The sequence below is a fragment of the Salaquimonas pukyongi genome (genome assembly GCF_001953055.1).
GTDB lineage: Bacteria > Pseudomonadota > Alphaproteobacteria > Rhizobiales > Rhizobiaceae > Salaquimonas > Salaquimonas pukyongi.
Genome location: NZ_CP019044.1, coordinates 2,226,317 through 2,252,180 on the forward strand (window position 1 = coordinate 2,226,317; position 25,864 = coordinate 2,252,180).

Below are 25,864 nucleotides of genomic sequence, written 5' to 3' on the forward strand. Positions count from 1 at the left end.
AGGCCATCTCAGCCACGCAGCTTGAAGCGCTGGATTTTGCCCGTCGCTGTTTTGGGCAGATCATCGGCAACCACGATCCAGCGCGGATACTTCCACTTGCCGATCGATTGCTTCACATGTTCCTTGAGCTGTTCTTCAAGACCGTCCATGGCCGCTCCCTCCTTGAGCACCACAAAGGCCTTCGGCTTTTCAAGGTCCTCTTCGTCGCGCGCGGGAACCACCGCCGCTTCCAGAACAGAAGGATGGGTAATCAGTGCCTGTTCCACCTCAAAGGGCGAAACCCAAATGCCGCTGACCTTGAACATGTCATCGGTACGCCCGCAATACACGTAGCGACCGTCCTCACGCATCTCGTATTTGTCCCCGGTGCGTGTCCATACGCCTTCAAAAGTTGCCCTGCTCTTGTCGCGCTGGTTCCAGTAGTCGGAAGCCGCCGAATTGCCATTGACCAGCAATTCGCCGATCTCCCCGGCACCAACCGCTTCGCCGCTTTCATCCACCAGACGCAGTTTATATCCCGGAACGGCAACCCCGGACGTTCCGTACGCCACCTCACCCGGGCGGTTCGACAGGAAGATGTGCAGCATCTCCGTCGAACCCACGCCGTCCAGAATTTCGCAGCCGGTGTGGCTTTCCCACCCCTTGCCCACTTCCGCCGGCAGCGCCTCACCGGCGGAAATGCAACGCCGCAGCTTTGTGGTAATCTCTCCTCTGCCGGTTTCAAGCGTTGCATTCAGCGCCGCATACAGCGTCGGCACGCCGCAGAACACGGTCGGTTTGTGGGTATTCAGGATGTCGATCACGCCGCCGGGCGTCGGCCTGCCTGACAGGATCACCGTCGTTGCCCCCACCGACATGGGAAAGCTCATGGCATTGCCGAGCCCGTAGGCAAAGAAGAACTTGGCCGCCGAATAGACAACATCCTCCTCTTTGATTCCCAGAACCTGCGCCCCATAGGTATCGGCGGTAAATTTCAGACTGCCATGCACATGCCGCACCCCCTTGGGCTGGCCGGTCGAGCCGGAGGAATAAAGCCAGAAGGCACTTTCATCGGCGCTGGCTTCCAGCATTGGCAAAGCTTCCGACTGCTCCAGTTCGGCAGCAAAGTCAGCATGGCTGTGATCTTTACCCCCAATCACGAAAATGCGCTGCAACGTTTCGATCTTGCCGGCAAGCGGCACCACCACATCAAGCAGCGCTGCGGAAACAAACAGCACCGTTGCCCTGCTGTCGCGCAGAATGGTCTCGTAGACATCGGTTGCCAGCAGGGTATTGATGGCAATCGGCACCACGCCCGCTTTAAGCGATCCCCAGAAGATTACCGGAAACTCGATCGTGTCCAGCACCAGCATTGCAACCCGCTCCTCCCGGCGGATGCCATGCCGGGCATAAAGTGCTGCCATGCGGTCGCTTTGTGCTGCAAGCCCGCCATAAGTGATGGAGCGCTTTTGCCCGTCTGCTTCAATGAAGGCAGACTTTTCCGCCCGGCCCTCTGCCAGATGGCGGTCGACGAAATAGGCAGCGGCATTCTGGTTGCTCATGTTCTGACCTTCTCAACAAGCCGGAAAATCACCCGCTCAGTAAAACTGGCGCAGCAGGAACAGCGTGATCCCCGGGAAGACCACGAGAATGATGGTGCGGATGATGTCCGAAGCCACGAATGGCATCACCGCCTTGTAGGTTTCGACAATCGGTGTTTCGCGTTCCATCGAATTGATGACGAACAGGTTCATGCCCACTGGCGGCGTTATCAAGCCGACCTCGACCACGATCAGCACGAGAATGCCGAACCAGATCGCCGTTTCTTCCGCTGTCAGGCCGAAATCCAGTTCCATGATGATCGGAAAGAAGATCGGAATGGTCAGCAGGATCATCGACAGGCTGTCCATGAAGCAGCCGAATACCAGATAGAGCAGCAGGATGATGGTCAGCACCAGCCATGGGCTGTAGCCTTGCGAAACGATGAGAGAGGAAACCTCCTGCGGTACCTGGGTCAGCGCCAGGAAGGCATTGAAGAAGCCTGCCCCAAGCACAATCAGGAAGATCATCGCCGTGCTGGACGCCGTCGCCAGGATCGAGTCTGAAATGCTCTGAAAGGTCAGCGCCCGGTTTGCCCATGCAATGATTGCCGTGCCTGCAGCACCGATTGCAGCCGCCTCTGTCGGCGTGAACCAGCCAAGATAAATACCGCCCACCACCAGGAAAAAGACCAGCAGCACCGGCCAGACATCAAACAGCGCCTTGAACCGCTGGGCGTAGGGGATCCGCTCGCGGGTCTGTGCCGCGCTGGGGAAAACCCGCATATAGATCGAGATGGTGACGATGTAGCCGACCGCCGCCAGGATGCCCGGAATAAACGCGGCCAGGAAGAGTTTGGCGATGTTCTGCTCGGCGAGAATGGCATAGATCACCAGCACTACCGAAGGCGGAATGAGGATGCCGAGCGTACCGCCGGCTGCCAGCGTCGCCGTCGACAATCCGCCTGGATAGCCGTAGCGCCGCAATTCGGGCAATGCCACCTGGCCCATGGTCGCTGCCGTCGCAAGCGACGAACCGCAGATCGCGCCGAACCCTGCACAAGCACCGACCGCGGCCATCGCAACGCCGCCCCGGCGATGGCCGAGCCAGCTTTCGGCAGCATTGAACAGCGAGGTCGACATGCCGCCCAGGGTTGCAAACTGTCCCATCAGCAAGAACAGCGGTACTATGGATAGCGAATAGCTTGAAAAGGTGGTGAACGTCTCGGTCTTGAGCTTTGCCAGCACAACGATCCAGCCGCCGGTGATCATTGCCGTGCCGCCCAGCCCCACCACCAGCATGGCGAGGCCGATCGGCATGCGCAGGAAAATCAGCACCATCAGGACAGGCAGCGACAGAAGGCCGATATCGAAATTGCTCACGATTTGCCCGCCCCGTTTTCACCCAGTGCCTGCCCGCCACCCGGCAGATAGGCTGCGATGCGGCGCACCGCCACATAAACCGTCACCAGCGTGGCAACCACCGCCGCAAGCAGGCAGAGGGCAAAGGCCCACCAGATGGGAAACTGTATCATGAAGGTGGTTTCGCCATATCGTATCTTGTCGGTCATCCCCACATAGAGCCGCCAGGTAATCACCACCATAACCACGGCAAACAGCAAATCCCACAAAAGGTCGAGCAACCGGTTCATGCCGGCGGGGATAAAGGCAGTCAGAACATCCACCGTGGCGTGCCTGCCTGTAATCTGACACCAGGGAAAAAAGGCCATGATGGAAAAGGCGATGCCCGCTTCCACCAGCTCGAAATCGCCATTGATGCTGCCCAGCGAGGTAAGGGCCTCAGCCAGTGCCGGCGCCATTTGCTCGACAATCGGAAGATGCCCCAGGCTATTGAGATTGCGGCCGACAACGCTCAGGCAGGTTATCGCCACCAGCAACAGCAAAACGCCACCGCCCAGAAAGGCCATGGCCTTTGCAATCCTGTATATGAGGGATTCAAGCCTGCGCATGTAAATGAAGTTGCAAGTCCTGCCGTCTTGCCCGGTGGCCTTCCTAAGACCGGCAAAATGGCATCAACCTGAGCCCTGCCCTGTTCAACAAAACAGAAGGGGCGGCCAGCGCCGCCCCTCCTCCCGATTACTCGGAATACTTCTTGATGAGAGCCTGGGCTTCCTCGATCAGCGCCTTGCCGTCATAGCCCTTGGAGTCCATGTCAGCGATCCACTTGTCGTAGACCGGCTGTGCAGCCTCACGCCAGGTGGCGGTTTCCTCCTCGGTCAGCGTGATGATGTTATTGCCGGCCTTGACCGCCAATTCACGCGAAGGTGCATCGAAGGACTCCTGTGTTTTTCCGGCAAAGGCGGAAAATTCCATGCCGGAATTATCGTCCACCACCTTCTTCAGGTCGTCCGGAAGGCTTTCATACTTCGCCTTGTTCATGGCCAGCACGAAAGTCACCGAATAAAGCGCCTGACCGGTAAACTCGGTATGGTTTTTCACCAGTTCCGGCACCTTCAGGGCGGCGGTCACTTCCCATGGAATGGTCGTTCCGTTGATGACGCCTTTCGACAGCGCTTCGGGAACGGCAGGAACCGGCATGCCGACGGATTCGGCTCCAAGCTCTGCCAGCAGCATGTTGACCGTACGCGAGGCGCCGCGGATTTTCATGCCGTTCAGATCGGACGGAACCTTGATCGGTTTGTCGGAGTGGATCATGCCGGGGCCATGCACCCAGGCACCAAGGATGTGGACATCCTTGAATTCCTCATCCTTCATGTATTTTTCGAACATCTCCCAATAGGCGCGCGACACGGGCTCGGCCGTCGTCATCATGAAGGGAAGCTCGAATACTTCGGTCCGCGGGAAGCGGCCGGGCGTATACCCCACCACGGTCCAGACGACATCCGCAACGCCGTCAATCGCCTGGTCGATCAGTTCCGGCGGTTTTCCACCCAGCTGCATCGATGGATAACGCTCCACCTTGATGCGGCCCTCCGAATCCTTCTCCACATTGTCCGCCCACACATCAAGAACATGTTTGGGAACATTCGCCTGAGCCGGCAGGAACTGATGCAGCTTCAACGTCACTTCCTGCGCCAAAGCAGCAGAAATGGCCGTCGAAACCATCAGGGCGCCAATGGCGGCTCCCGCCAGGGTTTTGATAAACTTGTTCATATTTCTCCTCCGTCGATCGGAACGCGCGTTATAGCGCACGCCGGAACACTCTCTTACCAGGACCGGAAACCTGTCGCTTTCGTTTCGCTACCCGATGCCGGCACCGTAAGCTGGACCCGCGGCATGATTCAAGTCCGAGTATGATACGTATACGTATTAATTTGCAGGGTAAACAGGACTGTCGACGAAAATAGCCCGAATTTGGACCAATATCATACCAAACGGCGCTGCAGGTCAAATTCAATATGCACTATCTTGCAGATACGGCGCTTCCCGTACACCCTAGTCGTGCTTGTTCGGTTTGCGCGGCCGGAACGGGGCGCGGCTTTCGCCTTCTGCGGCATTGGCAGCCTTTTGCAGCAGCTCTACAAACCGGTCTGCCTCCTCGCTGCTCAGCCCCTGAAGAATGTCGCCCTGTATGCGGCGCACGGCAGGCCTTACCTGCAACAACAAATCCTGCCCGGCTTGCGTCAGCTTCAACACCCGGGAGCGCCGGTCATTCTTGTTGACCGCGCGGGTAACCAGCGCTTTGCCTTCAAGGCGGTCGACCACCCCGCCAATGGTCACACGGTCATAGGCAATCATGCCGGCAAGGGTTGCCTGGTCGATGCCCGGATGGGCCTCAAGGGCATTGAGACAGGCAAACTGCACCGGTGTTATGTCGTGCCCCGCTTTGGCGATCCGGTCTGCAAAGATGGAAACCGCGATCTGCTGCATGCGCCGGATCAGATGCCCCGGCATTTCATAGATCTCCAAACGCCGCCTCCCTGACCTGTGCCGTCTCCGGCCTCACCGTAATGGCTGTTGTTCATTCAGTAGTCCGGGACACTAGACATCCGGATTCCGGTTGACAAGCATACTAACAGTAAGCACACTTATCAATATTGATCAGGCGAAAGGAACGCGCCATGTCCGCCAAGCTGGGTACTCTGGAAGAATTGCCGCAGGACTACCGTGACGCACTGAGCGAAGCGGGCGCTGCCCCCCTATGGCCAATGATGCGGAATGTCCTGCCACACGATGCACCCAGGCCGGCGACCCGTCCGGGCCACTGGGAGTATTCCAGACTGCGCCCCCTGCTGCTGAAAGCCGGAGAACTCACCCCGGTTGAAAAGGCCGAGCGGCGGGTTCTCGTCCTTTCGGATCCCGGCCGGGGCGCTGGTGCCATGCAGGCCACCGCTTCCATCTATATCGGCCTGCAGCTTCTCCTGCCGGGTGAAACAGCCCCTGCTCACAAGCACACACCATCGGCGGTACGCATCGTGGTCGAGGGCAAAGGCGGCTACACCGTTGTCGACGGCGAAAAACTGCCCATGGAAGAAGGCGATCTGGTGCTGACACCGGGCGGCGAATGGCACGATCACGGCCATGATGGTGATGAACCGGTCATCTGGCTGGATGCACTTGATCTGCCGCTCTTTGTTTACCTGGAAGGATCATACGCTGTTGAATCCGAGCTCCAGGCACAGCGCAACCGCCCCGACGCAAGCCAGGTGGAATATCGCGCCAGTGGCCTGGCTCCCGCCCGCAGACCCGCAATCCAACCGCGCCGTTACCCCATGATGCGCTATCCCTGGAAGCGAACCGAGGAGGCCTTGCGCGAAATGGCCCGATACGGCAATGGAGAGCTTGCCGAACTCGACTACGTCAATCCGGAAACCGGCGAAGACGTACTGCCAACCATGGGTTTTACCGCCATGATGTTGCGGAAGGGCCAGAAGGCAAGCCCGCCCCGCCGCTCGACCTCCGGCGTTTTTCATGTCGTCAAGGGAACCGGCACCACCACAATTGACGGCCAGGCGGTTGACTGGAAAGCGAAGGATACATTTTCGGCTCCCGTCTTTGCTGCAGTCGATCACCACGCAACACAGGAATCCTTCCTGGTTCACATTCACGACCGCCCCTTGCAGGATCGCCTGCGCTACTATGAGGAACGCCCGCGATGAGCAGTTTTCTTTTCCCGCCCTTTAAAACCCCCGGCATTCCCGTGGCGGGTGAAACGGCGCACTATCCTGTAAACCGGATTTTCTGCGTTGGGCGGAACTATGTGGCCCATGCAAGGGAAATGGGGATGACAGTCGACCGCGACGCCCCTTTCTATTTCACCAAGGCACCGGCGGCCCATGCGGCCAACGGCTCCAGGGTGCCCTATCCGCCTGGTACGGAAAACTATCATCACGAGGTGGAGCTTGCGCTGGCAATCGGCAAGCCGGTCTTTCGCGCAGATCGCAATGAAGCCATGGCCGCGATCTACGGCTATGCCTGCGCCCTCGACATGACCCGCCGCGACCTGCAGATGGCCGAACGGGAAAAGAAAAGACCCTGGGACCTCGGCAAGGACGTGGAACACTCTGCCGTCATTGCTGAAATCACCCCTGCTTCGGCGTTCTCCGGCCTCGCCGGCAAGGCGATCAGCCTTACCGTGAACGGCGAAACCCGGCAGAATGCCAGCCTTGATGAAATGATCTGGAAAGCAGACGAAATCGTCAGCCATCTGTCCGGGTTCTATCACCTTTCACCCGGAGACATCATCCTGACCGGCACGCCCGCGGGAGTTGGCCCGGTCGTTGCCGGCGATTACATTGAGGGCCGCATTGACGGCCTGGCGCCGGTCGAACTGACGCTGAGCGACCCGGAATAAGCCTTGAGCAACGAACGCATTCTGATTGCCGGCGGCGGCATTGGCGGTCTGGCCACCGCCATGGGGCTTGCCCGCCACGGCATCGCTTCCCTGGTGCTGGAAAAATCCGCCAGCCTGGGCGAAATCGGCGCCGGCATTCAACTCGGCCCGAATGCCTTTCATGCCTTCGACTTTCTGGGGATCGGCGATGCAGCGCGCAAAATGGCGGTTTATATCGACAGCTTGCGGCTGATGGATGCCCTGAGCGGCGAACAAATCACCGCAATCCCCCTGGGTGACGATTTTCGCCGGCGCTTTGGAAACCCCTACGCCGTGGTCCATCGCGGCGATTTGCACGGTGTCTTCCTTGAGGCCTGCCGCAGCCACCACCTCGTTGAACTTGCCACCGCCAGCGAAGTTGTCGCCTATGAGCAGGATGGAACCACGGTAACCGTCGAGATTGCCGATGGCAGCCGCATCAGCGGATCAGCACTCATCGGTGCCGATGGCTTGTGGTCAAACGTGCGCAGGCAACTTGTTTCAGATGGCAACCCGCGGGTATCCGGCCATACGACTTATCGCTCGGTAATCCCGGCAGACGACATGCCGGAGGATTTGCGCTGGAACGCAGCAACCCTCTGGGCCGGGCCAAAATGCCATATCGTGCACTATCCCCTGTCCGGCTGGAAGTTCTTCAATCTGGTCGTCACCTTTCACAACGACGCGCCGGAACCTGTGGCCGGCAAACCCGCCACCCATGACGAAGTTCGCATCGGATTTGAACATGTCTGCCCGCTTGCCCGCCAGATCATCGACCGGGGCAGTGACTGGAAGCTGTGGGTCCTGTGCGACCGTGAACCGGTCTCCAACTGGGTTGAGGGGCGGGTGGCGCTGCTCGGCGATGCAGCCCATCCCATGCTGCAATACTTTGCCCAGGGCGCCTGCATGGCGATGGAGGATGCCGTGTGTCTTTCCGCAGAGCTGGGAAACAGCAGCAACTGGGAAGCGGCAATGGTCGCCTATCAGCAAAAGCGCTATCTGCGCACCGCCAGGGTGCAACTGCAATCGCGGGAAATCGGCAACCATATCTATCACCCTTCCGGGGCCCATGCCGAATTGCGCAACGCCTTCATGCGAACGAAAACCGCCGGGGACTGGTATGATGCCCTGCAATGGATTTATGGCTCGGCCGGGTCAGGCTGCGGTGACAACTGACACTGCAGCCGGTGGCAACCTCCAGATGTCCGGGTTCCAACACCCTGTCCTTTTTTGGTTCACCCCATTTCCGACACGCCGCGTCGCCTCCTGCCCATGAAATCGGCGGATAAACATGAAAGTAAGACCGGCCCAAACAAACAATCGGCAAACTTCGGAGCAATTAGATGAGCGCCATCAGGCCATATTGGCAGAATTACATCGACGGCAAATTCGTTGATGGCGGCGCCGGCCGCCTGACCGTTGATAATCCCGGCACCGGCAAGGCGCTGGCCGAGCAGGCTGTTGCAAGCGCAGAAGATGTCGATCGCGCGGTGGCAGCAGCCCGGCGGGTTCACCAAAGCGGTGTGCTGGCTGCCATGCGACCGGTCGAACGCGGCCGCATGGTGCGCGCCATGGGCGATTACCTGCTTTCCAAAATCGATGAGATTGCCCCGGTCCTGACGCTTGAATCCGGCAAACCCCTCTGGGAAGCTCGCATCGAGGTCGAAGGCGCTGCCCGGTATTTCGAATATTACGGCAATCAGGCCGAAACCGTGGAAGGACGCTCGATCCCGCTCGGTGCCGGTTACTTTGACTTCACGCTTTATGAGCCCTTCGGCGTATCGGCCCAGATCATTCCGTGGAACTATCCGCTGGAGATGACGGCACGCTCTCTTTCCGCCGCGCTTGCGACGGGCAATAGCTGCGTCATCAAGACACCGGAACTTGATCCGCTGACGAACCGCTTCTTTGCCGAGGCAGCCGAACAGGTTGGCCTGCCCGCCGGCGCTGTCAACATCCTGTGCGGCCACGGCCAGGAGGCAGGCGCCGCGCTCGCAGCCCATCCCGACATAAACCAGATCGTCTTCACCGGTTCAGTGCCCACGGGCATCGCCATCGCCACCGCCGCTGCCGGCAATGTCGTTCCCTGCGTATTGGAACTTGGCGGCAAGTCAGCGGCCATCGTTCACGACGATGCCGACCTCGACGCCTTCATGAACGATGTGCGCTGGGGCATCTATTTCAATGCCGGGCAGGTGTGCTCGGCCATGAGCCGGGTGATCGTCCATGAAAGTCAGCATGACGAACTGGTCGACCGGGTAACGGCGCTTGCAAAATCGCTGTCCGTTGGCCCGGGCATCGAGCGGGATGAATTCGGCCCCAACATGGGTGCCATGGTATCGCAAAGACAGCGCGACCGGGCCGAAGGCATGGTCGGCGAGGCAATTCGCCAGGGCGCGTCTGCTGTTACCGGCGGCCACAAGATGAACCAGCCCGGCTTTTTCCTTGAGCCGACCGTGATGACGGGCGTTGCACCGGATATGACCATCGCCAATGAGGAAGTCTTCGGCCCGGTGCTGAGCGTGTTGAAGTTTTCCGATGAAAACGAGGCAATCAACATTGCCAACGGCACCCCTTACGGCCTGGTTGGCGGGGTATTCACCCGTGATCTTGACCGCGCCACCCGGGCAGCTGCCAAACTGCGCGCGGGCCAGGTCTTCGTCAACGAATGGTTCGCAGGCGGGGTTGAAACCCCGTTCGGCGGCTATGGCAAGTCGGGATATGGAAGGGAAAAGGGCCGCGAGGCACTGTGGAACTACGTGCAGACCAAGAACGTAGCCATCAAACTCGGTTGATCCAGGTTTGCCGATCTGGTGAGCGTCAGGCAGCGACCCGGTTTCTGCCGGACTGTTTGGCCTTGTAGAGGTTTTCATCAGCCCGTCCAAGAACACTTAGATGATCATCTCCCTCGCGGTAGCGGGCGATGCCGAAGGAGGCGGTGATCTTTCCCACCTCCTGCTTGGTATCCTTGATCACCAGCTTCACCTTCTCAAGCTCCGAGCGCATGATTTCGGCACGCTTGTGGGCCTCCTCTACGCTGCAGCCGACAAGAATGATCGCGAACTCCTCGCCGCCATACCGGGCAGCCAGATCCTCCTTGCGCACATTCTTGTGGATGAGACCTGCGAAATAGCGCAACACCTCGTCACCGATCAGATGGCCGTGGCCGTCATTGATGCTCTTGAAGTGGTCAATGTCGGCAATGATGACGCAGAAATCGCGATCTGCAGAGCGCTGGCTTCCTGTCATCTCCTCCAGCCTGCGCTCCAGTGCACGGCGGTTGGCGATGTTGGTCAGCGGATCAATCAGTTCGTTTCGGCGTGCCTCGTCAAGCGCTTCCTGCAGGCTTTCGATCTCTTCGCGCGAACGGTTCAGCGCCGAGCGCAATTGCTCGGTATCGGACTGGATCGACTCGCTGTGCGAGACCAGGCAATCCACCGCCTTCTTGATATCGTCCAGGCCGTCCGCCTTGTGCAGCGTATCGGTCGTCTCACGCAGGGATTCAGAATAATCGCCGCATTTCGACAGATGGCTGTCGATGACCGTCAGAACATCGGTAACCTCACCGCCCAGCGATGAGGTTGCATCGGCAATCTGTTTTTCGCGCAAATCCGGAGTGTCGAGAAACTCCGAATGAATGTGATCAAGATCCATCAGGCTGAGCGGTTTCTTGCTCTCGATGAACTGATTGATGTGCCTGACCAGCGCCTGGTTTTCACCTTTAAGGTAATTGTACCAGATATCGTAGACGATCGGGATGAGCGGCGTCTTCTGCTTGTGCGATATTTCCAGAACCTTCCGCGAGATGGAGGATATCAGGAAATACTCCTTGTAGTCGCATAACAAGGAACTCGCATTGCGATCGCTGATGCTGTCGCAGAAGTTCAAATTTTGAGAGACTGTCGACATGTTCCTCCGCCCGCTACTGGGCCCGCTGCCTGGGTTGTCTGGAGCGCTCACGCTACTTCGAGGGAAGGCTGCTTGACCTTGCCGTCAACAGAGTTGATGGCCCACTGGGTGATCATTTCCTGCAGATTGCTGTTTTCAAGCCGCAAGGTGGCATTCTCTGAATTGACGTCTTCCATTCCCGTTTTCTGCAGATCGTCGAGTTCGGCGCGCATTTTCTCGTTTTCCTTTTCCAGGCGAGCATAGTTTTCGCCCAGAAACTGATCGATCTTCTTTTCGATTTCACCGACCGACGAAGAAAACTTGGTGTTGTTCTCCTTGAGCATCGCCTCGATTTCGGTCTTTACCGTTTCGATACGTGCCGTTTGCTCGGCGTTGCGCGCGCCAGCAGCTTTCAAAAATCCGAGCACGGCAAGAAACGAGAATGCAATCATCAGCCCGGCAGCCAGAAGACCGCCGCTGTAGAGGCTGATATACATGCCAAAAAGGGAAAGATGGAATGCCGCCATGGTCACAACCAGCGCAGCCAGATGGGCGCCGGCCACAAATGCGAGCGAGACCATGGTGAACAGTTTGGCTTTTGACTTTGGAGCGCCTTTCTCAGGCGTATTATTCTTGGCCATTTCCTTGTCCGGCAATTAATCGCAACAACTCCCCTCGCACACGAAATCTGCCGCGAAAGGGTGTCTGCTTTGAATTTGGGAAAGACATGCGGGCGCAAGGCCGCGAATGCGGAACGGCGTCATACCTCAGAAATCTGCCGCATTCACCGCCGAGCATCGCTTATAGAGGTTAAGAAAGCTTGACTCGATTGTCAGAAAGCTGACCGCTATGCCCATTGGCGCCCCACCGGCGAACCATGCTAGGGCAGGCCCCCGGCGTCATCGAGCCAGGTCCGGCCCGTCCCGACAGAACATTCCCGGAGAAAACCACCATGTTTCAAAACCTGCCCGCCCTTTTTCTCGTGTTTCTTGCCGGCATGGCCGTCGCCGTTCAAACGCCGATCAACGGGCTTCTTGCCCAGGCGGGAGGCAATGGCATCTTTGCGGCGACCGTTTCTTTTCTGGTGGGAACCATCGCTCTGGCATTGATCCTCTTTTCAAATTACGGCCTGCCAAGCACCGGAACGATGCGCGCCATTCCCTGGTGGATGTGGACCGGCGGGCTGCTGGGAGCTTTCTATGTCTGGGCAGCACTCACCAATGTGCACAAGATCGGCGCATTGAGCCTGGTCGCTGCGCTGATTGCAGGCCAGTTGACCGCCGCCCTCGCCCTTGATGCCTCCGGCGCCTTCGGGCTTGGCGTCAATTCCATCAACTGGCAGCGTGTCCTTGCAGTGTTTCTGGTGGCCGCCGGCGTGCTCCTTTCCCGCATCTAACGGCTTGCCGCCAGGACAGGGCCGCGAATCTTGTTGCCGATTGCGGTTGTGATCATCAGCCTGTGTATCGCTGCATTAGGCGATTGCCACCGTCATTAAAATATTTTACCATCCGGTCAAAATTTAGCACGCTTCACCACCACCCATGAACGTTCAAGCTAAATCAGGGAGAGAGAAAATGAAGAAATCAACCATCAAAATGCCGGGCGGCGTCTCACGGCGCACACTGCTGCAAACCACGGCGGCGGCTTCAGCCGTGCTGGCCATGCCGGGCATTGTCGGCCGTGCCAGGGCTGCCGCTTTGAAGGTCGCCGCCATTTATACGGTGCCGGTCGAGCAGCAATGGGTCAGCCGTATCCACAAGGCTGCCAACGTGGCGGTCGAGCGCGGCGATATCGAATATGTGTTTTCCGAAAGCACCTCCAACAACGATTATGAACGCGTGATGCGGGAGTATTCGGAAGCCGGCCATGATCTCGTCATCGGCGAGGTTTTTGCCGTGGAAGAGGCCGCCCGTCAGGTGGCAAGGGATTATCCCGATCAGGCGTTTTTGATGGGTTCATCCTTCAAGCCGATGGACGATACGCCCAACTTTGCCGTTTTCGACAACTACATTCAGGATGCCTCCTATCTTTCCGGCATCATTGCCGGCGCCATGACAAAGACCGGCAATATCGGAATGGTCGGCGGATTTCCGATCCCCGAAGTCAACCGCCTCATGCATGCCTTCATGGCCGGTGCCCGCGAGATGAAGCCGGACATCAAGTTTCAGGTGGCCTTTATCGGCTCGTGGTTTGACCCGCCCAAAGCCAAGGAAACCGCGTTTGCACAGATCGATGCCGGCGCCGACCTTCTTTATGCGGAGCGTTTCGGCGTTTCAGATGCCGCCAAGGAGCGTGGCATCCTGTCTGTAGGCAATGTCATCGACACCCAGGCCGACTACCCCGAAACCGTGGTTGCCTCCGCCATTTGGCATTTCGAACCGACACTTGATACCGCCATCAGCAAGGTTCGCGATGGCTCGTTCAAGGCCGATGATTACGGCGTCTATTCCTTCATGAAGGAAGGCGGCTGTTCGCTGGCTCCGCTGGGAACGTTTGAAGGCAAGGTTCCCGAAGACGCCATGAAGCTTGTTGCAGAGCGCGAAGCAGCCATCAAGGACGGCAGCTTTGTGGTCGAAATCAACGATGAAGAGCCGAAGTCCAGTTAATGGGCCGCAACGCCAAGCTCCCCGCCGGGGCGGAGACCGTTCTCCGCCTCGACGGCATAACCATCGCATTCGGCGATCTTGTCGCAAATGACGGCATCTCCTTCGAATTGTCGAAAGGCGAGATCGTCGCCCTGCTCGGCGAGAACGGAGCCGGCAAGACAACGCTGATGAACATCCTGTTCGGGCACTACGTGGCCGATAGTGGGACGGTGGAGGCGTTTGGAAATCCGCTGCCACCGGGAGATCCGGCTGCCGCCCTTCAGGCCGGTATCGGCATGGTGCACCAGCATTTCACCCTGGCCGACCAGCTCACCGTTCTGGAAAACATCATTCTTGGCACCGAAAGCCTGTTTGCCCCCGGCCAGCAGCGCCGCGCTGCCCGGGAAAAAATCGAAAAACTCTCCACTGATTTCGGCCTGGAAGTCGACACTGCCGCCCTGGTCAGTGACCTTTCGGTCGGCGAACGCCAGCGCGTGGAAATTCTGAAGGCACTCTACCGCGATGTGCGCGTTCTCATTCTGGACGAACCAACCGCCGTCCTGACGCCGAGCGAAACCGATGCACTGTTCAAAACCCTCAAAAAGCTGGTGGACAATGGTCTTTCGATCATTTTCATTTCCCACAAGCTGCACGAAGTGCTGGCGGTCAGCGATCGCATTCTCGTGCTGCGCGGCGGAAAACTCGCCGGCACGCTTATCACGGCGGAATCTGACCGGTCTGATCTTGCCGCACTCATGGTTGGCGATGAGGTGGAAGAGACCGAATTTACTTCCGGCACACCCGGCAAGGCAGTGTTCCGGCTTTCCGGCATAACCACCCTTCACAAACCTGGCCGCCCGGCCCTGCAGAACGTCAGCCTGGACCTGAAAGCGGGCGAGATAACCGGGCTTGCCGGGGTTTCCGGCAATGGCCAGGCCACCCTGTCGGCCATCATTGAGGGAAGGGAAATCCCTGAAAAAGGCGAGATCATCATTGACGGCATACCCATTCGCAAGTGGTCGCCGCGCATCGCCCTGGCGCAAAACATCGGACGCATTCCCGAAGACCGCCATGCGATCGGCATGATCGACGACATGAACATCGTCGAGAACGTGATTTCCGAAACCTATGCATCGAAGCGCTTTGCCCGTTACGGCATTCTCGACATGAAGGCCGGGCGCGCCTTTGCCGAGGAAATCATCCGCGACTATGACGTCAGATGTCCCTCTCCGGATATCCGCGCACGGCTGCTTTCCGGCGGCAACATGCAGAAACTGATCCTGGGCCGCGCACTGGATGGCGATCCCGGCATCATTCTGGCCAATCAGCCAACGCGCGGCCTGGATATCGGCGCCGTCTCCTATGTGCACAAGCGGCTCATCGAGGCACGGGACCGGGGGGCGGCCATCTTGTTGATCTCCGAAGACCTTGACGAGGTCCGGGCGCTTTCCGACCGAATTGCCGTTATCTCCAGGGGCCGCCTGTCCGAACCGACCAATCGCGGCGAACTGACGGTTCGCGAACTGGGAGAACTGATGGCCGGGCACGGCTTTGCAGACCGCCAGGATCATGTGGAGGACGAAGCCAATGCGGCTTGAAGCGAAGAAAGCGCCGGGCCTTGCGCAGGCCATTTTGTACCCGGCAGGCGCCGTCGCCGCCACGCTTGTCATTGCCTCTTTTCTGGTCATGCTGGCCGGCGCCTCCCCCTTCAACGTCTTCTATCTCGTGTTCAAGGGAGCGGCCGGATCGCAGTTTGCGCTGATCGAAACCCTGACCCGTGCAACCCCCCTCATTTTCACCGGGCTTGCTGTTGCCGTCGCGTTTCGCGCCAAGTTGTGGAACATCGGCGCTGAAGCGCAGCTCTATATCGGCGCGGTGGTTACCGTTGTGCTTGGCACCGGAGCGATTGATCTGCCTGCCGTCATCATGGCACCAGTGATCATTGCATCGGTCATGCTCGGCGGCGCGCTGCTCTTGCTTGGTCCCGCCTTCCTGAAAATCCGCTTCGGCGTTGACGAGGTGGTCACAACGCTGCTGTTGAACTTCATTGTCCTGCTGTTTGTTTCCATGCTGCTTGAAGGCGTTCTCAAAGACCCGATGGGCCTTGGCTGGCCGCAATCGAAACGGGTTGTCGCAGAAGCCCAGCTGCCAAGACTGATTACCGGAAAACGCCTGCATTACGGCTTTGTGCTGGCACTGGTTGCTGCCTTCGCAACCTGGTTCATCATGAAAAAGTCGATCCTGGGCTATGAAATGCGCGCCGTCGGACACAATCCGAAGGCCGCCGGATTTGCCGGCATTCCCGTTCGCAAGGTGCTCATGAAGACAGCGCTGCTTTCGGGCGGACTGGCGGCCCTTGCCGGTTATTCGGAAGTCGCCGGCCTGAAGGGCAATCTCACCCTCGATCTTTCCCCGGGCTTTGGCTACACCGGCATCGTCGTTGCCATGCTTGCTATGCTCAATCCCCTCGGCGTGGTTGCCTCTGCAATCTTCATCGCGGGCATTTTCGTCGGCGCAGATGCCATGAGCCGCGCCACCGGCGTTCCCAGTTACATCGCCCAGGTCATGGTGGCGACCGCCCTGCTCACCATGGTGACGGCAATCATGCTGTCACGCTATCGCATCCGTTGGAGGTAAGTCTTGGAAGCCTTTGAAATCCTGCTTACCGCCTCCTTCTGGGTCGCTGCCGTCCGCATCGCCTCGCCGCTGATCTTTGCCACCATGGGCGAACTCATCTGCGAGCGCGCGGGCGTTTTGAACCTGGGCATCGAAGGCATCATGACGGTCGGTGCCTTTGCCGGCTGGTTTGCCGTCTATGCCGGCGGCGGACTGTGGTTCGGCGTTGCTGCCGCCGCACTTGCCGGCGCAATGTTCGGTCTGTTGCACGGCTTTCTGACCGTGCCGCTTGGCCTGTCGCAGCATGTTACCGGCATCGGCATCACCCTGCTGGCGACCAGCATGACCTATTTCACCTATCGACTGCTGCTGCCCGAAGTCACCTCGCCCCCCAAGATCGAGCCGTTCGAACCCTTTGCCGTGCCCGGCCTGTCGGAAATCCCCATCATCGGACCGGCCCTGTTCAACCAGACACCCCTGACCTATCTGGCCTTCATCACCGTGGCGCTGGTTGCCTGGATCCTTTACCGCACGCCCGTCGGGCTGGCCGTCCGCGCCGCCGGCGAGAACCCGTCGGCAGTAGAAGCTCAGGGCATCAGCGTAACCGCCATCCGCATGGGGGCGGTTGCCGCCGGCTCCGCCCTGATGGCAATTGGCGGTGCCTTCCTGACCATGTCGGCCTTCAATTCGTTTTTCTTCGAGATGATCAACGGACGCGGCTGGATCTGCATCGCGCTTGTCGTCTTCGGCTCCTGGCGGCCGGGCAAGGCACTGATTGGCGCCATCCTGTTTGCCGCTTTCGATGCCTATCAAATCCGCCTCCAGCAGGTTACCGGCGGCATCGTGCCCTATCAGGTATTCCTCATGCTTCCCTATGTGCTCTCGATCCTGGCGCTGATTGTCGTTGCCCGCCGCGCCACCTATCCCAAGGCCCTGATGATCCCCTACCAGAAAGGCGAGCGATGAGTTTCGACCTGCTGCTGAAGGGCGGCACACTGCCCGATGGTTCCGTTGCCGACATCGCCATCAAGGATGGCCGCATCGCTGCGGCCGGAAAGTCGATCGCCTCTGACGCTGCAGAGACCCTGGATATCTCCGGCAATCTGGTCTCCCCGCCCTTTGTCGATCCGCATTTCCACATGGATGCGACGCTTTCCTACGGCAATCCGCGCATCAATGCCTCGGGCACGCTTCTGGAAGGCATTTCGCTTTGGGGCGAACTAAAACCGCTGCAAAGCGAGGAGGAGATCGAACGGCGGGCCCTTGCCTATTGCGACTGGGCGGCTGCCATGGGCCTTCTTGCCATTCGCAGCCATGTGGACACCTCGGACGAGGACGGGCTGAAGGGCGTGCGCGCCCTGCTATCTGTTCGTGACAAGGTAAAAGACTACATCACCCTGCAGCTGGTGGCCTTTCCCCAGGACGGTTTTTACCGCTCTCCTGCAGCCCGCGATTGCACCCTGAAGGCCCTCGACATGGGCGTCGACGTGGTGGGCGGCATTCCCCATTTCGAGCGCACCATGGCAGACGGCAGGCGTTCGGTGAGCGAACTTTGCGAAATCGCGGCAGAACGCGGGCTGATGGTCGACATGCATTGCGACGAGACTGACGATCCCATGTCCCGCCACATTGAGCAGCTTGCCTATGAAACCCAGCGTCTTGGCCTGCATGGCCGCGTCGCCGGCTCGCACCTGACCTCCATGCATTCCATGGACAATTACTATGTTTCCAAACTGCTGCCGCTGATGGCGGAAGCACAAGTGGCAGCCATACCCAACCCGCTCATCAACATCACCCTTCAGGGCCGCCACGACACCTATCCAAAGCGCCGGGGCATGACCCGCGTACCGGAAATGCTCGCCCATGGCATCCGCGTCGGTTTCGGCCAGGACTGCGTTCTCGACCCCTGGTATTCGCTCGGCACCGCCGACATGCTCGATGTCGCCTTCATGGGCCTGCATGTGGGGCAAATGACAAGCCCTTCGGACATGCAGCGCTGCTATGCGATGGTGACCAGCCAAAGCGCTGCCATTATGGGTCTTGAAGACTACGGCCTTGAAAAGGGCTGCAAGGCCGATCTTGTGGTACTTGATGCGGGCAATACGATTGAAGCCGTCCGCCTGCGTGCACCGCGCCTGTTCGTTGTAGCAGGCGGCAAGGTGATCGCCCGCCACCAGGCAGATGAGACCGCCCTTTCCGTTGAAGGCAGGCCAGCTTCCGTAAAGCGGCGCGTGTAAGCTACCGGCAAGGCACACATCCGTTTGAAAAACCTGCCTGCATCTGCTTGTACGTCTGGCCCGAAACTGCTCATCCTGCTACCGCTTGAAGCCTCACAAAGCCGGAGCATTGCGCATGACAGACCACAGGCAATCTGACGAAACCTGGGTTGCCCTCCTGGGCACCAAGGGAGGGCCTGCCATCCGGCCCGGCTCGACCATGCCAACCTCAAGCCTGCTGTGCCTCGACGGTCGCAAGATCGTTGTCGATTGCGGCCTTGGCGTTACCCGCGGCCTTACCGGCCAGCAAATGCAGTTGCGCGATCTTTCTCTGATCTTCATCACCCATCTTCATTCCGATCATTATCTGGAACTGGGACCCCTGATCCACACCGCCTGGACCGCCGGGCTGAACACACCGGTTACCGTCTACGGGCCAAAGGGGCTCGACACCTACTGGGACGGATTTCTTGCTTCCATGAAGGCGGACATCGATCTGCGCATGGAAGATGAAGGCCGTCCGGATCTGCGCGATCTGGTCGAGATCAAGGCGATCGATGAGGGAACCGTGCTCGAAGAGACCAGCTTCAAAGCTGCCGCCATCCGCAATGTCCACCCGCCACTTGTCGACACCTTTGCCCTGCGCTTTACCGGAAAACGCCACAGCGTCGTCTTTTCAGGTGACACCACCCATTTCCCGCAACTGGCGCAGTTTGCCTCTTCCGCCGACCTGCTGATCCATGAAGCAATGCTGGTGGATGCCCTGGGCGCCCTGCTGAAGCGCATTGGCAACAGTGACCCGGAGCTGTTGATGAACCACATGATGCAGTCCCACAGCCGGGCTGAAGATGCAGCCGGGATTGCGCAGGAGGCGAGTGTCAAGGCACTCGCGCTGCACCACCTGATCCCCTCAGATGATCCTGATTTCACTGACGAAGACTGGCAACGGGCCGTGCGGCAGCACTGGAACGGGGAATTTCATCTCGGCCGCGACGGGCTCCGGATCGAACTGGAATAGGGTCAAACCAGCCGGAAGACCGCTATCGCCCACACAATGCAGATGGCAAGCGGCCACCAGAGCGGCGGCCCGGCAAAAAACAGCCAGGCAATGAAGATGAATGCGCTGCCCAGCAGCGAGATGAACAGCCGGTCGCCGCGGGTCGTATCGATAGCGAAGACACCCCGTCTCGGCGCGCCGCCAGGCTCATAATATTCCCAAACGCCCATGGCTGCGATACAGGCCGCAATGAACAGGAAAAACGCCGCCGTCGCCCGCGTCCACGCCATCCAGGTTCCGAGCGGCTCGGTCCACCACATTTGGGAAAACATCACGGCATTTTCCATTGCAGCACTCCTTTCCTCAAACCCGGCCCAGGGCAAAGCCCTTGGCAATGTAGTTGCGGACAAAATAGATGACGATGGCACCGGGGATGATCGTCAGCGTTCCCGCCGCCGCCAGCAGTCCCAGTTCGTACCCGGATGATGAAGCCGTCTTCGTCATCGTTGCAGCAATCGGTTTGGCCACCACCGCCGTCAGGGTTTTGGCAAGCAGCAGTTCCACCCACGAAAACATGAAGCAGAAGAAGGCGGCAACGCCGATCCCGGCGGAAATCGTGGGAACGAAGATTTTCACAAAGAAAGACGGGAAGGAATAGCCGTCAATATAGGCGGTTTCGTCAAGCTGCTTGGGAACGCCCGACATGAAGCCTTCCAAAATCCACACTGCCAGCGGAATGTTGAAGAGCGTGTGGGCAAGCGCCACCGCCAGATGGGTATCGAAAATCCCGATCGCCGAATAAAGCTGGAAGAACGGCAGGGCAAACACGGCAGCCGGCGCCATGCGGTTGGTCAGCAGCCAGAAGAAGAGATGCTTGTCGCCAAGGAACCGGTAGCGCGAAAAGGCATAGGCTGCCGGCAGCGCCACCGCCACCGATAACACCGTGTTGATGCTGACGTAAATCAGCGAATTGACATAGCCCATATACCAGGTCGGGTCAGTGAAGATCACCCGGTAGTTGTCGAGGGTGAAGCTCTGGGGAAACAGTGTGAACGAACCGAGGATCTCGTTGGTCGTCTTGAACGACATGGAAACGAGCCAATAGATCGGCAGCATCAGCAGCACGATGTAAACAGTCGGAATCAGCCAGGCTACCCGTCTCATTGGTTTTCCTCATCGCGTGTCATGACCGTGTAGAATATCCAGCTCATCAGCAGGATGACCAGGAAGTAAATCAGCGACATGGCCGCCGCCGGACCCAGATCGAACTGGCCGAGCGCGATCTTCACCAGATCGATGGAAAGCAGTGTCGTGGAATTGCCCGGCCCGCCGCCCGTCAGCACCGAGGGTTCGGTATAGATGTTGAAGGAGTCCATGAAACGCAACAGCACGGCAATGGTCAGCACCCGTTTCATCTTCGGAAGCTGGATGAAGCGGAAGATCGACCAGGACGAGGCGCCGTCGATCTTGGCCGCCTGATAATAGGCATCGGGGATGGACACCAGCCCGGCATAGGCCAGCAGCACCACCAGCGAGGTCCAGTGCCAGACATCCATGAGGATCAGCGTGAACCACGCATCGCCCGGCTGCCGGGTGTAATTGTAGTCGAAACCGATGGCATTGAGTGCCTTGCCCATCAGGCCGATTTCCGGCAGCGCAAAGATGTTCCACATGGCGCCGACAACGTTCCAGGGAATAAGCAGCGGCATTGCCATGAGCACGAGGCAGACGGAAACCCATACCCCCTTTCGCGGCATGGCAAGCGCGATGATAACGCCGAGCGGCACCTCGATCGCCAGGATCGTGAAGGTGAAGAAAAGCTGGCGGCCCAGGGCGTCGTGAAAGCGCGGCGATTTCAAAATGTCTTCAAACCAGGTAATGCCGGACCAGAAAAAGACATTGTCGCCGAATGTCTCCTGAACCGAATAGTTGACCACCGTCATCAGCGGAACGATGGCGTTGAAGGCCACCAGAACGAGAACCGGCAGGACAAGGAACCAGGCTTTCTGGTTTACGGTCTTGTTCATGGCCTGCCCCCCTCGCCGACAAGCCAGCCATTGCGGTATATGCGCGTCCTGTCCGCTTCAAAGCTGAGTTTTGTTTTTCGTTCGGGGATTTCGGTCCCCTCCGGCGCGAGCAGTTTCATCGTATGACCGCCGGCAACCGCTTCCACGATCCTGAAACGGCCGGCGTCCCCCACCTTGACGATTTCAGCATCGATGCCCTGGCTGGCGATGGCGATATGTTCAGGCCGAACGCCGATTTCCATGCGGCCGGCGCCGTCACGGGTCTTGTTGGCTGTTTTAATCTTGCGGCCCGCAAAAACGGCGCTGCCGTTTTCGATTTCGCAAGGCAGAACGTTCATGCCCGGAGAACCGATGAAATGGCCGACAAAGGTGTGCTGGGGCTTTTCGAACAGTTCCTCGGGCGTTCCGATCTGGACGACCTCGCCAGCGTTCATGACCACAACCTTGTCGGCAAAGGTCAGTGCCTCGGTCTGGTCATGGGTAACGTAGATCATCGTGCGTGCAACACGCTGATGCAGTTCCTTCAGCTTGGAACGCAGAAGAAACTTAAGATGCGGATCGATGACCGTCAGCGGTTCATCGAACAGGATTGCGTTGACATCCGTGCGCACCAGGCCGCGGCCCAGGGATATTTTCTGCTTTCCGTCCGCCGTCAGACCGGAAGCGCGTTTGTCCAGCATCGCCGTCAGATCGTTCATCTCGGCAATCTCGGTCACCCGCTCGCGGATGGCCGCTTCGTCAACGCCGCGATTGCGCAAAGGGAACGCCAGATTGTCGTAAACGGTCATCGTGTCGTAGACGACGGGAAACTGGAAAACCTGGGCGATATGGCGCTTTTCTGGCGGCAGTTCGGTTACATCCTCATCGCCGAACAGGACACGGCCCTGTGAAGGCACCAGCAGCCCCGAAATGATGTTGAGCAGGGTAGTCTTGCCGCAGCCTGAAGGTCCCAGCAATGCATAGGCACCGCCATCGCTCCATTCGATGTCAAGTTGCTTCAGGGCCCACTGATCATCTTCCGCCGGATTGGCGTGGTAGCTGTGACCAAGGTTGGAGAGAGTTATGCGTGCCATCGTCAGGCCTCCCCGCCATATGCAAGCTGGCCGTCCCGGCTGAAATAATAGGCCCTGGAGAAATCGGCATACAGCTTTGCCTGTGCGCCGGCATCGAAGGGATGCACGCCGTGTGACAGGGACACCCAGTCATCGCCGAACGCATCGAAATGGATCATTGTTTCCGAGCCGGAAATCTCCGCCACCTTGACGCTTGCGGGAATTTCCACGGCGCGCTTTTGCAGCCGTTCGGGGCGAATGTGATGGGCACGGATCGCAACCGTATACTCGCCGTCTTCAAGCGCCCTGGGCGCGGGCCATGAAATGGCATCGTTGATTGCTACCTTGCCGCTCTTCTTGCTGACGCTTACCGTATTAATCGGCGGCTCGGAGAAAACCTTCGCGCTGGTGAGGTTGCCGGGGCGGCGGTATATCGCGGCGGTTTCGCCAAAATCGGCAACACGCCCCTCGCTGAGCGCAACGGTTTTGCCGCCCAGCAGGAGCGCCTCGACCGGTTCGGTGGTGGCGTACACCACAACACAATTGCGTTCGGCGAAAAGCTTCGGCAATTCGTCGCGCAATTCCTCACGCAATTTAAAATCGAGATTTGCCAGCGGTTCATCGAGCAACACCAGATCGGAGTCCTTGACCAGGGCCCGCGCCATGGCCGTGCGCTGCTGCTGGCCGCCGGAAAGCTCCGATGGCCTGCGGCCCAGCATGGCGGATATCTTCATCAGTTCCGCCATTTCTTCCACCCTGCGGACGATCTCCTGCCTTGCAATACCGGAGACCCGCAAGGGCGAGGCAATGTTGTCGAAGACCGACATGTTGGGGTAGTTGATGAACTGCTGATAGACCATGGAGACGTTGCGCTTTTGAACCGGCATGCCGGTTACGTCCTGGCCGTTGAAATGAACGCTGCCGGATGTCGGCCGTTCGAGCCCTGCCATAAGCTGCATGAGCGTGGTTTTGCCTGCCAGAGTCGTTCCCAGCAATGTATTGAAGCAGCCGGGTTCGAAGACAAGGCTGGTCGGATGGATATGAATATCAGCGCCGACCCTTTTGGTGACTTCCTTCAGTTCCAGCACGTTGCAAATCCCTGTGTCCACGATGGTTGCAGACAGTTTACCCTCTGGGTAGATGGTTTCCACCGTTGAAGTACACGACGGCAGTCACACTTCATCCGCCGGTTCTGCGAAGGACGTTACGCTACCAGCAGCCCCTGACTTCGCATGATCCGGCCCGGCGCTGATGCGCCAGGCCGTTGTTTCGGGAGGAGCCCCCGATTACTGGTTCCAGCGGGCAACCAGTTCGTCATAGTTGACGGTTTCACCCTGAGGCTTCTCGTTTTCAAGCTTCGCCTTGGGGCCATCGGGCTTGCCGAGCCATTCTGACGGGTCCTTCGGCTCGTTGAGCCTCGGGCCACAGCCGCCATACACATTGCCGGCTTCATCGGCACGCTGCATGCGGGCCATGGTGATGTCCATCTCCTCGGCAAGACGGTCCATTGCCTGCTGCGGCGTGAATGCCCCGGAATTCACGTCACCGATCTGCTGCCACCAGATTTGTGCCAGCTTCGGATAGTCCGGAACGTTGATGCCGGTGGGAGACCAGCGCACGCGGTCAGGCGAACGGTAAAACTCCACCAGACCACCGAGATTATCGGCACGTTCGCTGAAGCTCTCGTGATTTACCGTGGAGTCGCGGATGAAGGTCAGACCAACATGGGACTTTTTCACATCCACCGTTTTGGAAACCGCGAACTGGGCATAGAGCCATGCCGCCTTGGCGCGATCCGTCGGGGTGGATTTCAAAATCGTCCAGGACCCAACGTCCTGATAGCCCACCTTCTGGCCCTCTTTCCAGTATGGGCCATGGGGTGACGGTGCCATGCGCCAGAGCGGCTTGCCGGCATCATCCACCGTGTTGTTGCCATCAGCTTTCGGTTTCACCATGTCGGCGGTGAAGGCGGTGTACCAGAAAATCTGCTGGGCAACGTTACCCTGGGCCAGCGCCGGCAGCGACTGGTAGAAGTCGTAATCGGCGGCCCCGGGAGGCGCATATTTGCGCAGCCATTCATCCCATTTGCGGATGGCATAGACGGCAGCCGGCCCATTGGTTGCGCCACCGCGCGAAACACTCGCGCCGGCAGGGTTACAGGACCCTTCTTCCATGCGGATGCCCCACTCGTCGATTGGAACACCATTGGGCTCACCGGGGCTTCCCGTGCCGGCCATGGAAAGCCAGGCATCGGTCATGCGCCAGCCGAGATCCGGCGCACGCTTGCCGTAATCCATATGGCCGTAGATGGTAACGCCATCGATTTCCTTGACATCCTCAGAGAAGAACTCGGCAATGTCTTCATAGGCAGACCAGTTTACCGGAACGCCAAGTTCATAACCGTATTTTTCCTTGAACTGTGCCTTGAGATCCTCGCGGTCGAACCAGTCCTTGCGGAACCAGTAAAGGTTGGCGAACTGCTGATCGGGAAGCTGATAAAGGTCGCCATCGGGACCGGTGGTGAAGCTCGTCCCCATGAAATCCTCAAGGTCGAGCATCGGATTGGTGACATCCTTGCCTTCGCCTGCCATCCAGTCGGTCAGGTTGACGGCGAGCTGCAGGCGCGAATGAGTACCGATCAGGTCGGAGTCATTGACATAAGCGTCATACAGGTTGCGGCCCGTCTGCATCTGGGTCTGGACAGCCTGAACGACTTCGCCCTCACCCAGGATCTGGTGGTTGACCTTGATGCCGGTGATTTCCTCGAATGCCTTGGTGAGGACCTTCGATTCATAGTCGTGGGTCGGAATTCCTTCCGACAGCACATTGATCTCCATGCCTGCAAAGGGTTTTGCGGCATTGATGAACCATTCCATTTCCTTCTTCTGCTCGTCCACAGAAAGCGAAGAAGGCTGAAATTCGTCATTGATCCATTTTTCCGCTGCCGCCATATCGGCGAAGGCAGGCGTATAGGCAATGTTAAGCGCCACAGCCGCAGCCGTGGCCATTAGCAACCGTCTCATGGATAATCCTCCTCTTTGAGCTGATAGTTCGAGACCAGTAAATCCCAAAATCGAACTGCAGTAAACCAAATACGAAAAAAAGCGAAAGTCAATAGGAAAACTATTGCAATTTACGAAATGAATGCGAAAAATAACGAAATTCTATCATG

The 25,864-nt window shown here is 58.6% G+C and carries 24 protein-coding genes; 11 read left to right on the forward strand and 13 right to left on the reverse strand.

Going from position 1 to position 25,864, the window contains the following annotated elements:
• Positions 1-8 precede the first annotated feature (8 nt).
• The 5 genes from BVL55_RS10675 to BVL55_RS10695 form a co-directional block, all read right to left on the reverse strand.
• The gene (locus BVL55_RS10675; RefSeq protein WP_075996886.1) at positions 9-1,541 is read right to left on the reverse strand and encodes a benzoate-CoA ligase family protein; all 1,533 of its coding nucleotides are present in this window, start codon (positions 1,539-1,541) and stop codon (positions 9-11) included.
• A gap of 36 nt (positions 1,542-1,577) precedes the next feature.
• Positions 1,578-2,900 (reverse strand): TRAP transporter large permease, encoded by a 1,323-nt coding sequence (locus BVL55_RS10680; protein ID WP_075996887.1) that lies wholly within the window; start codon positions 2,898-2,900, stop codon positions 1,578-1,580.
• The gene (locus BVL55_RS10685; RefSeq protein ID WP_205410784.1) at positions 2,897-3,445 is read right to left on the reverse strand and encodes a TRAP transporter small permease; all 549 of its coding nucleotides are present in this window, start codon (positions 3,443-3,445) and stop codon (positions 2,897-2,899) included. Before BVL55_RS10685 ends, BVL55_RS10680 begins: the two co-directional genes overlap by 4 nt.
• A gap of 169 nt (positions 3,446-3,614) precedes the next feature.
• A complete protein-coding gene (locus BVL55_RS10690; RefSeq protein ID WP_075996889.1) occupies positions 3,615-4,652 on the reverse strand; it encodes a TRAP transporter substrate-binding protein in 1,038 nt (345 codons plus the stop codon).
• Between the two features lie 282 nt (positions 4,653-4,934).
• The gene (locus tag BVL55_RS10695; protein ID WP_244530487.1) at positions 4,935-5,408 is read right to left on the reverse strand and encodes a MarR family winged helix-turn-helix transcriptional regulator; all 474 of its coding nucleotides are present in this window, start codon (positions 5,406-5,408) and stop codon (positions 4,935-4,937) included.
• Between the two features lie 152 nt (positions 5,409-5,560).
• Between BVL55_RS10695 and BVL55_RS10700 the strand changes: the two genes are divergently transcribed.
• The 4 genes from BVL55_RS10700 to BVL55_RS10715 all read left to right on the forward strand — a co-directional run bounded on the left by BVL55_RS10700 (position 5,561) and on the right by BVL55_RS10715 (position 10,106).
• Entirely contained in the window at positions 5,561-6,598 is a 1,038-nt protein-coding gene (locus BVL55_RS10700) for a cupin domain-containing protein (RefSeq protein ID WP_075996890.1), read from the forward strand.
• Positions 6,595-7,293 (forward strand): fumarylacetoacetate hydrolase family protein, encoded by a 699-nt coding sequence (locus BVL55_RS10705; RefSeq protein WP_075996891.1) that lies wholly within the window; start codon positions 6,595-6,597, stop codon positions 7,291-7,293. Before BVL55_RS10700 ends, BVL55_RS10705 begins: the two co-directional genes overlap by 4 nt.
• Before the next feature lie 3 nt (positions 7,294-7,296).
• Positions 7,297-8,487 carry a 3-hydroxybenzoate 6-monooxygenase gene (locus BVL55_RS10710; RefSeq protein ID WP_075996892.1) on the forward strand — a complete coding sequence of 397 codons (1,191 nt, stop codon included), beginning with the start codon at positions 7,297-7,299 and terminating at the stop codon, positions 8,485-8,487.
• Between the two features lie 167 nt (positions 8,488-8,654).
• Positions 8,655-10,106 carry an aldehyde dehydrogenase family protein gene (locus tag BVL55_RS10715; RefSeq protein WP_075996893.1) on the forward strand — a complete coding sequence of 484 codons (1,452 nt, stop codon included), beginning with the start codon at positions 8,655-8,657 and terminating at the stop codon, positions 10,104-10,106.
• A gap of 25 nt (positions 10,107-10,131) precedes the next feature.
• On the opposite strand, the gene BVL55_RS10720 is transcribed toward BVL55_RS10715, so the two are convergent.
• On the reverse strand, positions 10,132-11,220 hold the full coding sequence (locus tag BVL55_RS10720; RefSeq protein WP_083649491.1) for a GGDEF domain-containing protein: 1,089 nt from the start codon (positions 11,218-11,220) through the stop codon (positions 10,132-10,134).
• Between the two features lie 47 nt (positions 11,221-11,267).
• A complete protein-coding gene (locus BVL55_RS10725; RefSeq protein WP_156892516.1) occupies positions 11,268-11,840 on the reverse strand; it encodes a hypothetical protein in 573 nt (190 codons plus the stop codon).
• Positions 11,841-12,151: 311 nt separating this feature from the next.
• Between BVL55_RS10725 and BVL55_RS10730 the strand changes: the two genes are divergently transcribed.
• The 7 genes from BVL55_RS10730 (at position 12,152) to BVL55_RS10760 (ending at position 19,634) form a co-directional block, all read left to right on the forward strand.
• Complete coding sequence (locus BVL55_RS10730) at positions 12,152-12,595, forward strand: DMT family transporter (RefSeq protein WP_075996896.1); 444 nt, start codon at positions 12,152-12,154, stop codon at positions 12,593-12,595.
• Positions 12,596-12,773: 178 nt separating this feature from the next.
• Entirely contained in the window at positions 12,774-13,805 is a 1,032-nt protein-coding gene (locus BVL55_RS10735; protein WP_075996897.1) for a BMP family protein, read from the forward strand.
• The gene (locus BVL55_RS10740; protein WP_075996898.1) at positions 13,805-15,382 is read left to right on the forward strand and encodes an ABC transporter ATP-binding protein; all 1,578 of its coding nucleotides are present in this window, start codon (positions 13,805-13,807) and stop codon (positions 15,380-15,382) included. Before BVL55_RS10735 ends, BVL55_RS10740 begins: the two co-directional genes overlap by 1 nt.
• Entirely contained in the window at positions 15,372-16,421 is a 1,050-nt protein-coding gene (locus BVL55_RS10745) for an ABC transporter permease (RefSeq protein WP_075996899.1), read from the forward strand. The genes BVL55_RS10740 and BVL55_RS10745 overlap by 11 nt, the downstream gene beginning before the upstream one ends.
• A gap of 3 nt (positions 16,422-16,424) precedes the next feature.
• Positions 16,425-17,366 (forward strand): ABC transporter permease, encoded by a 942-nt coding sequence (locus tag BVL55_RS10750; RefSeq protein ID WP_075996900.1) that lies wholly within the window; start codon positions 16,425-16,427, stop codon positions 17,364-17,366.
• Positions 17,363-18,637 (forward strand): amidohydrolase family protein, encoded by a 1,275-nt coding sequence (locus tag BVL55_RS10755; protein WP_075996901.1) that lies wholly within the window; start codon positions 17,363-17,365, stop codon positions 18,635-18,637. The genes BVL55_RS10750 and BVL55_RS10755 overlap by 4 nt, the downstream gene beginning before the upstream one ends.
• Before the next feature lie 115 nt (positions 18,638-18,752).
• Positions 18,753-19,634, forward strand: coding sequence for an MBL fold metallo-hydrolase (locus BVL55_RS10760; RefSeq protein ID WP_075996902.1), 882 nt, complete (start codon positions 18,753-18,755; stop codon positions 19,632-19,634).
• Between the two features lie 2 nt (positions 19,635-19,636).
• On the opposite strand, the gene BVL55_RS10765 is transcribed toward BVL55_RS10760, so the two are convergent.
• The 6 genes from BVL55_RS10765 to BVL55_RS10790 form a co-directional block, all read right to left on the reverse strand.
• Positions 19,637-19,960, reverse strand: coding sequence for a DUF2160 domain-containing protein (locus BVL55_RS10765; protein ID WP_244530488.1), 324 nt, complete (start codon positions 19,958-19,960; stop codon positions 19,637-19,639).
• Positions 19,961-19,976: 16 nt separating this feature from the next.
• Positions 19,977-20,777 carry a carbohydrate ABC transporter permease gene (locus BVL55_RS10770; RefSeq protein ID WP_075996903.1) on the reverse strand — a complete coding sequence of 267 codons (801 nt, stop codon included), beginning with the start codon at positions 20,775-20,777 and terminating at the stop codon, positions 19,977-19,979.
• Positions 20,774-21,640 carry a carbohydrate ABC transporter permease gene (locus BVL55_RS10775; RefSeq protein WP_075996904.1) on the reverse strand — a complete coding sequence of 289 codons (867 nt, stop codon included), beginning with the start codon at positions 21,638-21,640 and terminating at the stop codon, positions 20,774-20,776. Before BVL55_RS10775 ends, BVL55_RS10770 begins: the two co-directional genes overlap by 4 nt.
• Complete coding sequence (locus BVL55_RS10780) at positions 21,637-22,713, reverse strand: ABC transporter ATP-binding protein (protein ID WP_075996905.1); 1,077 nt, start codon at positions 22,711-22,713, stop codon at positions 21,637-21,639. The genes BVL55_RS10775 and BVL55_RS10780 overlap by 4 nt, the downstream gene beginning before the upstream one ends.
• A 2-nt stretch (positions 22,714-22,715) precedes the next feature.
• Positions 22,716-23,780, reverse strand: coding sequence for an ABC transporter ATP-binding protein (locus BVL55_RS10785; RefSeq protein ID WP_075998080.1), 1,065 nt, complete (start codon positions 23,778-23,780; stop codon positions 22,716-22,718).
• 198 nt (positions 23,781-23,978) lie between these two features.
• Positions 23,979-25,715, reverse strand: a complete 1,737-nt coding sequence (locus BVL55_RS10790; protein ID WP_075996906.1) for an ABC transporter substrate-binding protein — start codon at positions 25,713-25,715, stop codon at positions 23,979-23,981.
• Positions 25,716-25,864: the final 149 nt, after the last annotated feature.

Excerpts from the sequence above, each read along its gene's own strand:
- BVL55_RS10675 (WP_075996886.1), bottom strand. The coding sequence starts at position 1,541 with ATGAGCAACCAGAATGCCGCTGCCTATTTCGTCGACCGCCATCTGGCA.
- BVL55_RS10685 (WP_205410784.1), bottom strand. The coding sequence starts at position 3,445 with ATGGCCTTTCTGGGCGGTGGCGTTTTGCTGTTGCTGGTGGCGATAACC.
- BVL55_RS10690 (WP_075996889.1), bottom strand. The coding sequence starts at position 4,652 with ATGAACAAGTTTATCAAAACCCTGGCGGGAGCCGCCATTGGCGCCCTG.
- BVL55_RS10700 (WP_075996890.1), top strand. The coding sequence starts at position 5,561 with ATGTCCGCCAAGCTGGGTACTCTGGAAGAATTGCCGCAGGACTACCGT.
- BVL55_RS10705 (WP_075996891.1), top strand. The coding sequence starts at position 6,595 with ATGAGCAGTTTTCTTTTCCCGCCCTTTAAAACCCCCGGCATTCCCGTG.
- BVL55_RS10715 (WP_075996893.1), top strand. The coding sequence starts at position 8,655 with ATGAGCGCCATCAGGCCATATTGGCAGAATTACATCGACGGCAAATTC.
- BVL55_RS10720 (WP_083649491.1), bottom strand. The coding sequence starts at position 11,220 with ATGTCGACAGTCTCTCAAAATTTGAACTTCTGCGACAGCATCAGCGAT.
- BVL55_RS10725 (WP_156892516.1), bottom strand. The coding sequence starts at position 11,840 with ATGGCCAAGAATAATACGCCTGAGAAAGGCGCTCCAAAGTCAAAAGCC.
- BVL55_RS10730 (WP_075996896.1), top strand. The coding sequence starts at position 12,152 with ATGTTTCAAAACCTGCCCGCCCTTTTTCTCGTGTTTCTTGCCGGCATG.
- BVL55_RS10735 (WP_075996897.1), top strand. The coding sequence starts at position 12,774 with ATGAAGAAATCAACCATCAAAATGCCGGGCGGCGTCTCACGGCGCACA.
- BVL55_RS10740 (WP_075996898.1), top strand. The coding sequence starts at position 13,805 with ATGGGCCGCAACGCCAAGCTCCCCGCCGGGGCGGAGACCGTTCTCCGC.
- BVL55_RS10745 (WP_075996899.1), top strand. The coding sequence starts at position 15,372 with ATGCGGCTTGAAGCGAAGAAAGCGCCGGGCCTTGCGCAGGCCATTTTG.
- BVL55_RS10755 (WP_075996901.1), top strand. The coding sequence starts at position 17,363 with ATGAGTTTCGACCTGCTGCTGAAGGGCGGCACACTGCCCGATGGTTCC.
- BVL55_RS10760 (WP_075996902.1), top strand. The coding sequence starts at position 18,753 with ATGACAGACCACAGGCAATCTGACGAAACCTGGGTTGCCCTCCTGGGC.
- BVL55_RS10765 (WP_244530488.1), bottom strand. The coding sequence starts at position 19,960 with ATGGAAAATGCCGTGATGTTTTCCCAAATGTGGTGGACCGAGCCGCTC.
- BVL55_RS10770 (WP_075996903.1), bottom strand. The coding sequence starts at position 20,777 with ATGAGACGGGTAGCCTGGCTGATTCCGACTGTTTACATCGTGCTGCTG.
- BVL55_RS10775 (WP_075996904.1), bottom strand. The coding sequence starts at position 21,640 with ATGAACAAGACCGTAAACCAGAAAGCCTGGTTCCTTGTCCTGCCGGTT.
- BVL55_RS10780 (WP_075996905.1), bottom strand. The coding sequence starts at position 22,713 with ATGGCACGCATAACTCTCTCCAACCTTGGTCACAGCTACCACGCCAAT.
- BVL55_RS10790 (WP_075996906.1), bottom strand. The coding sequence starts at position 25,715 with ATGAGACGGTTGCTAATGGCCACGGCTGCGGCTGTGGCGCTTAACATT.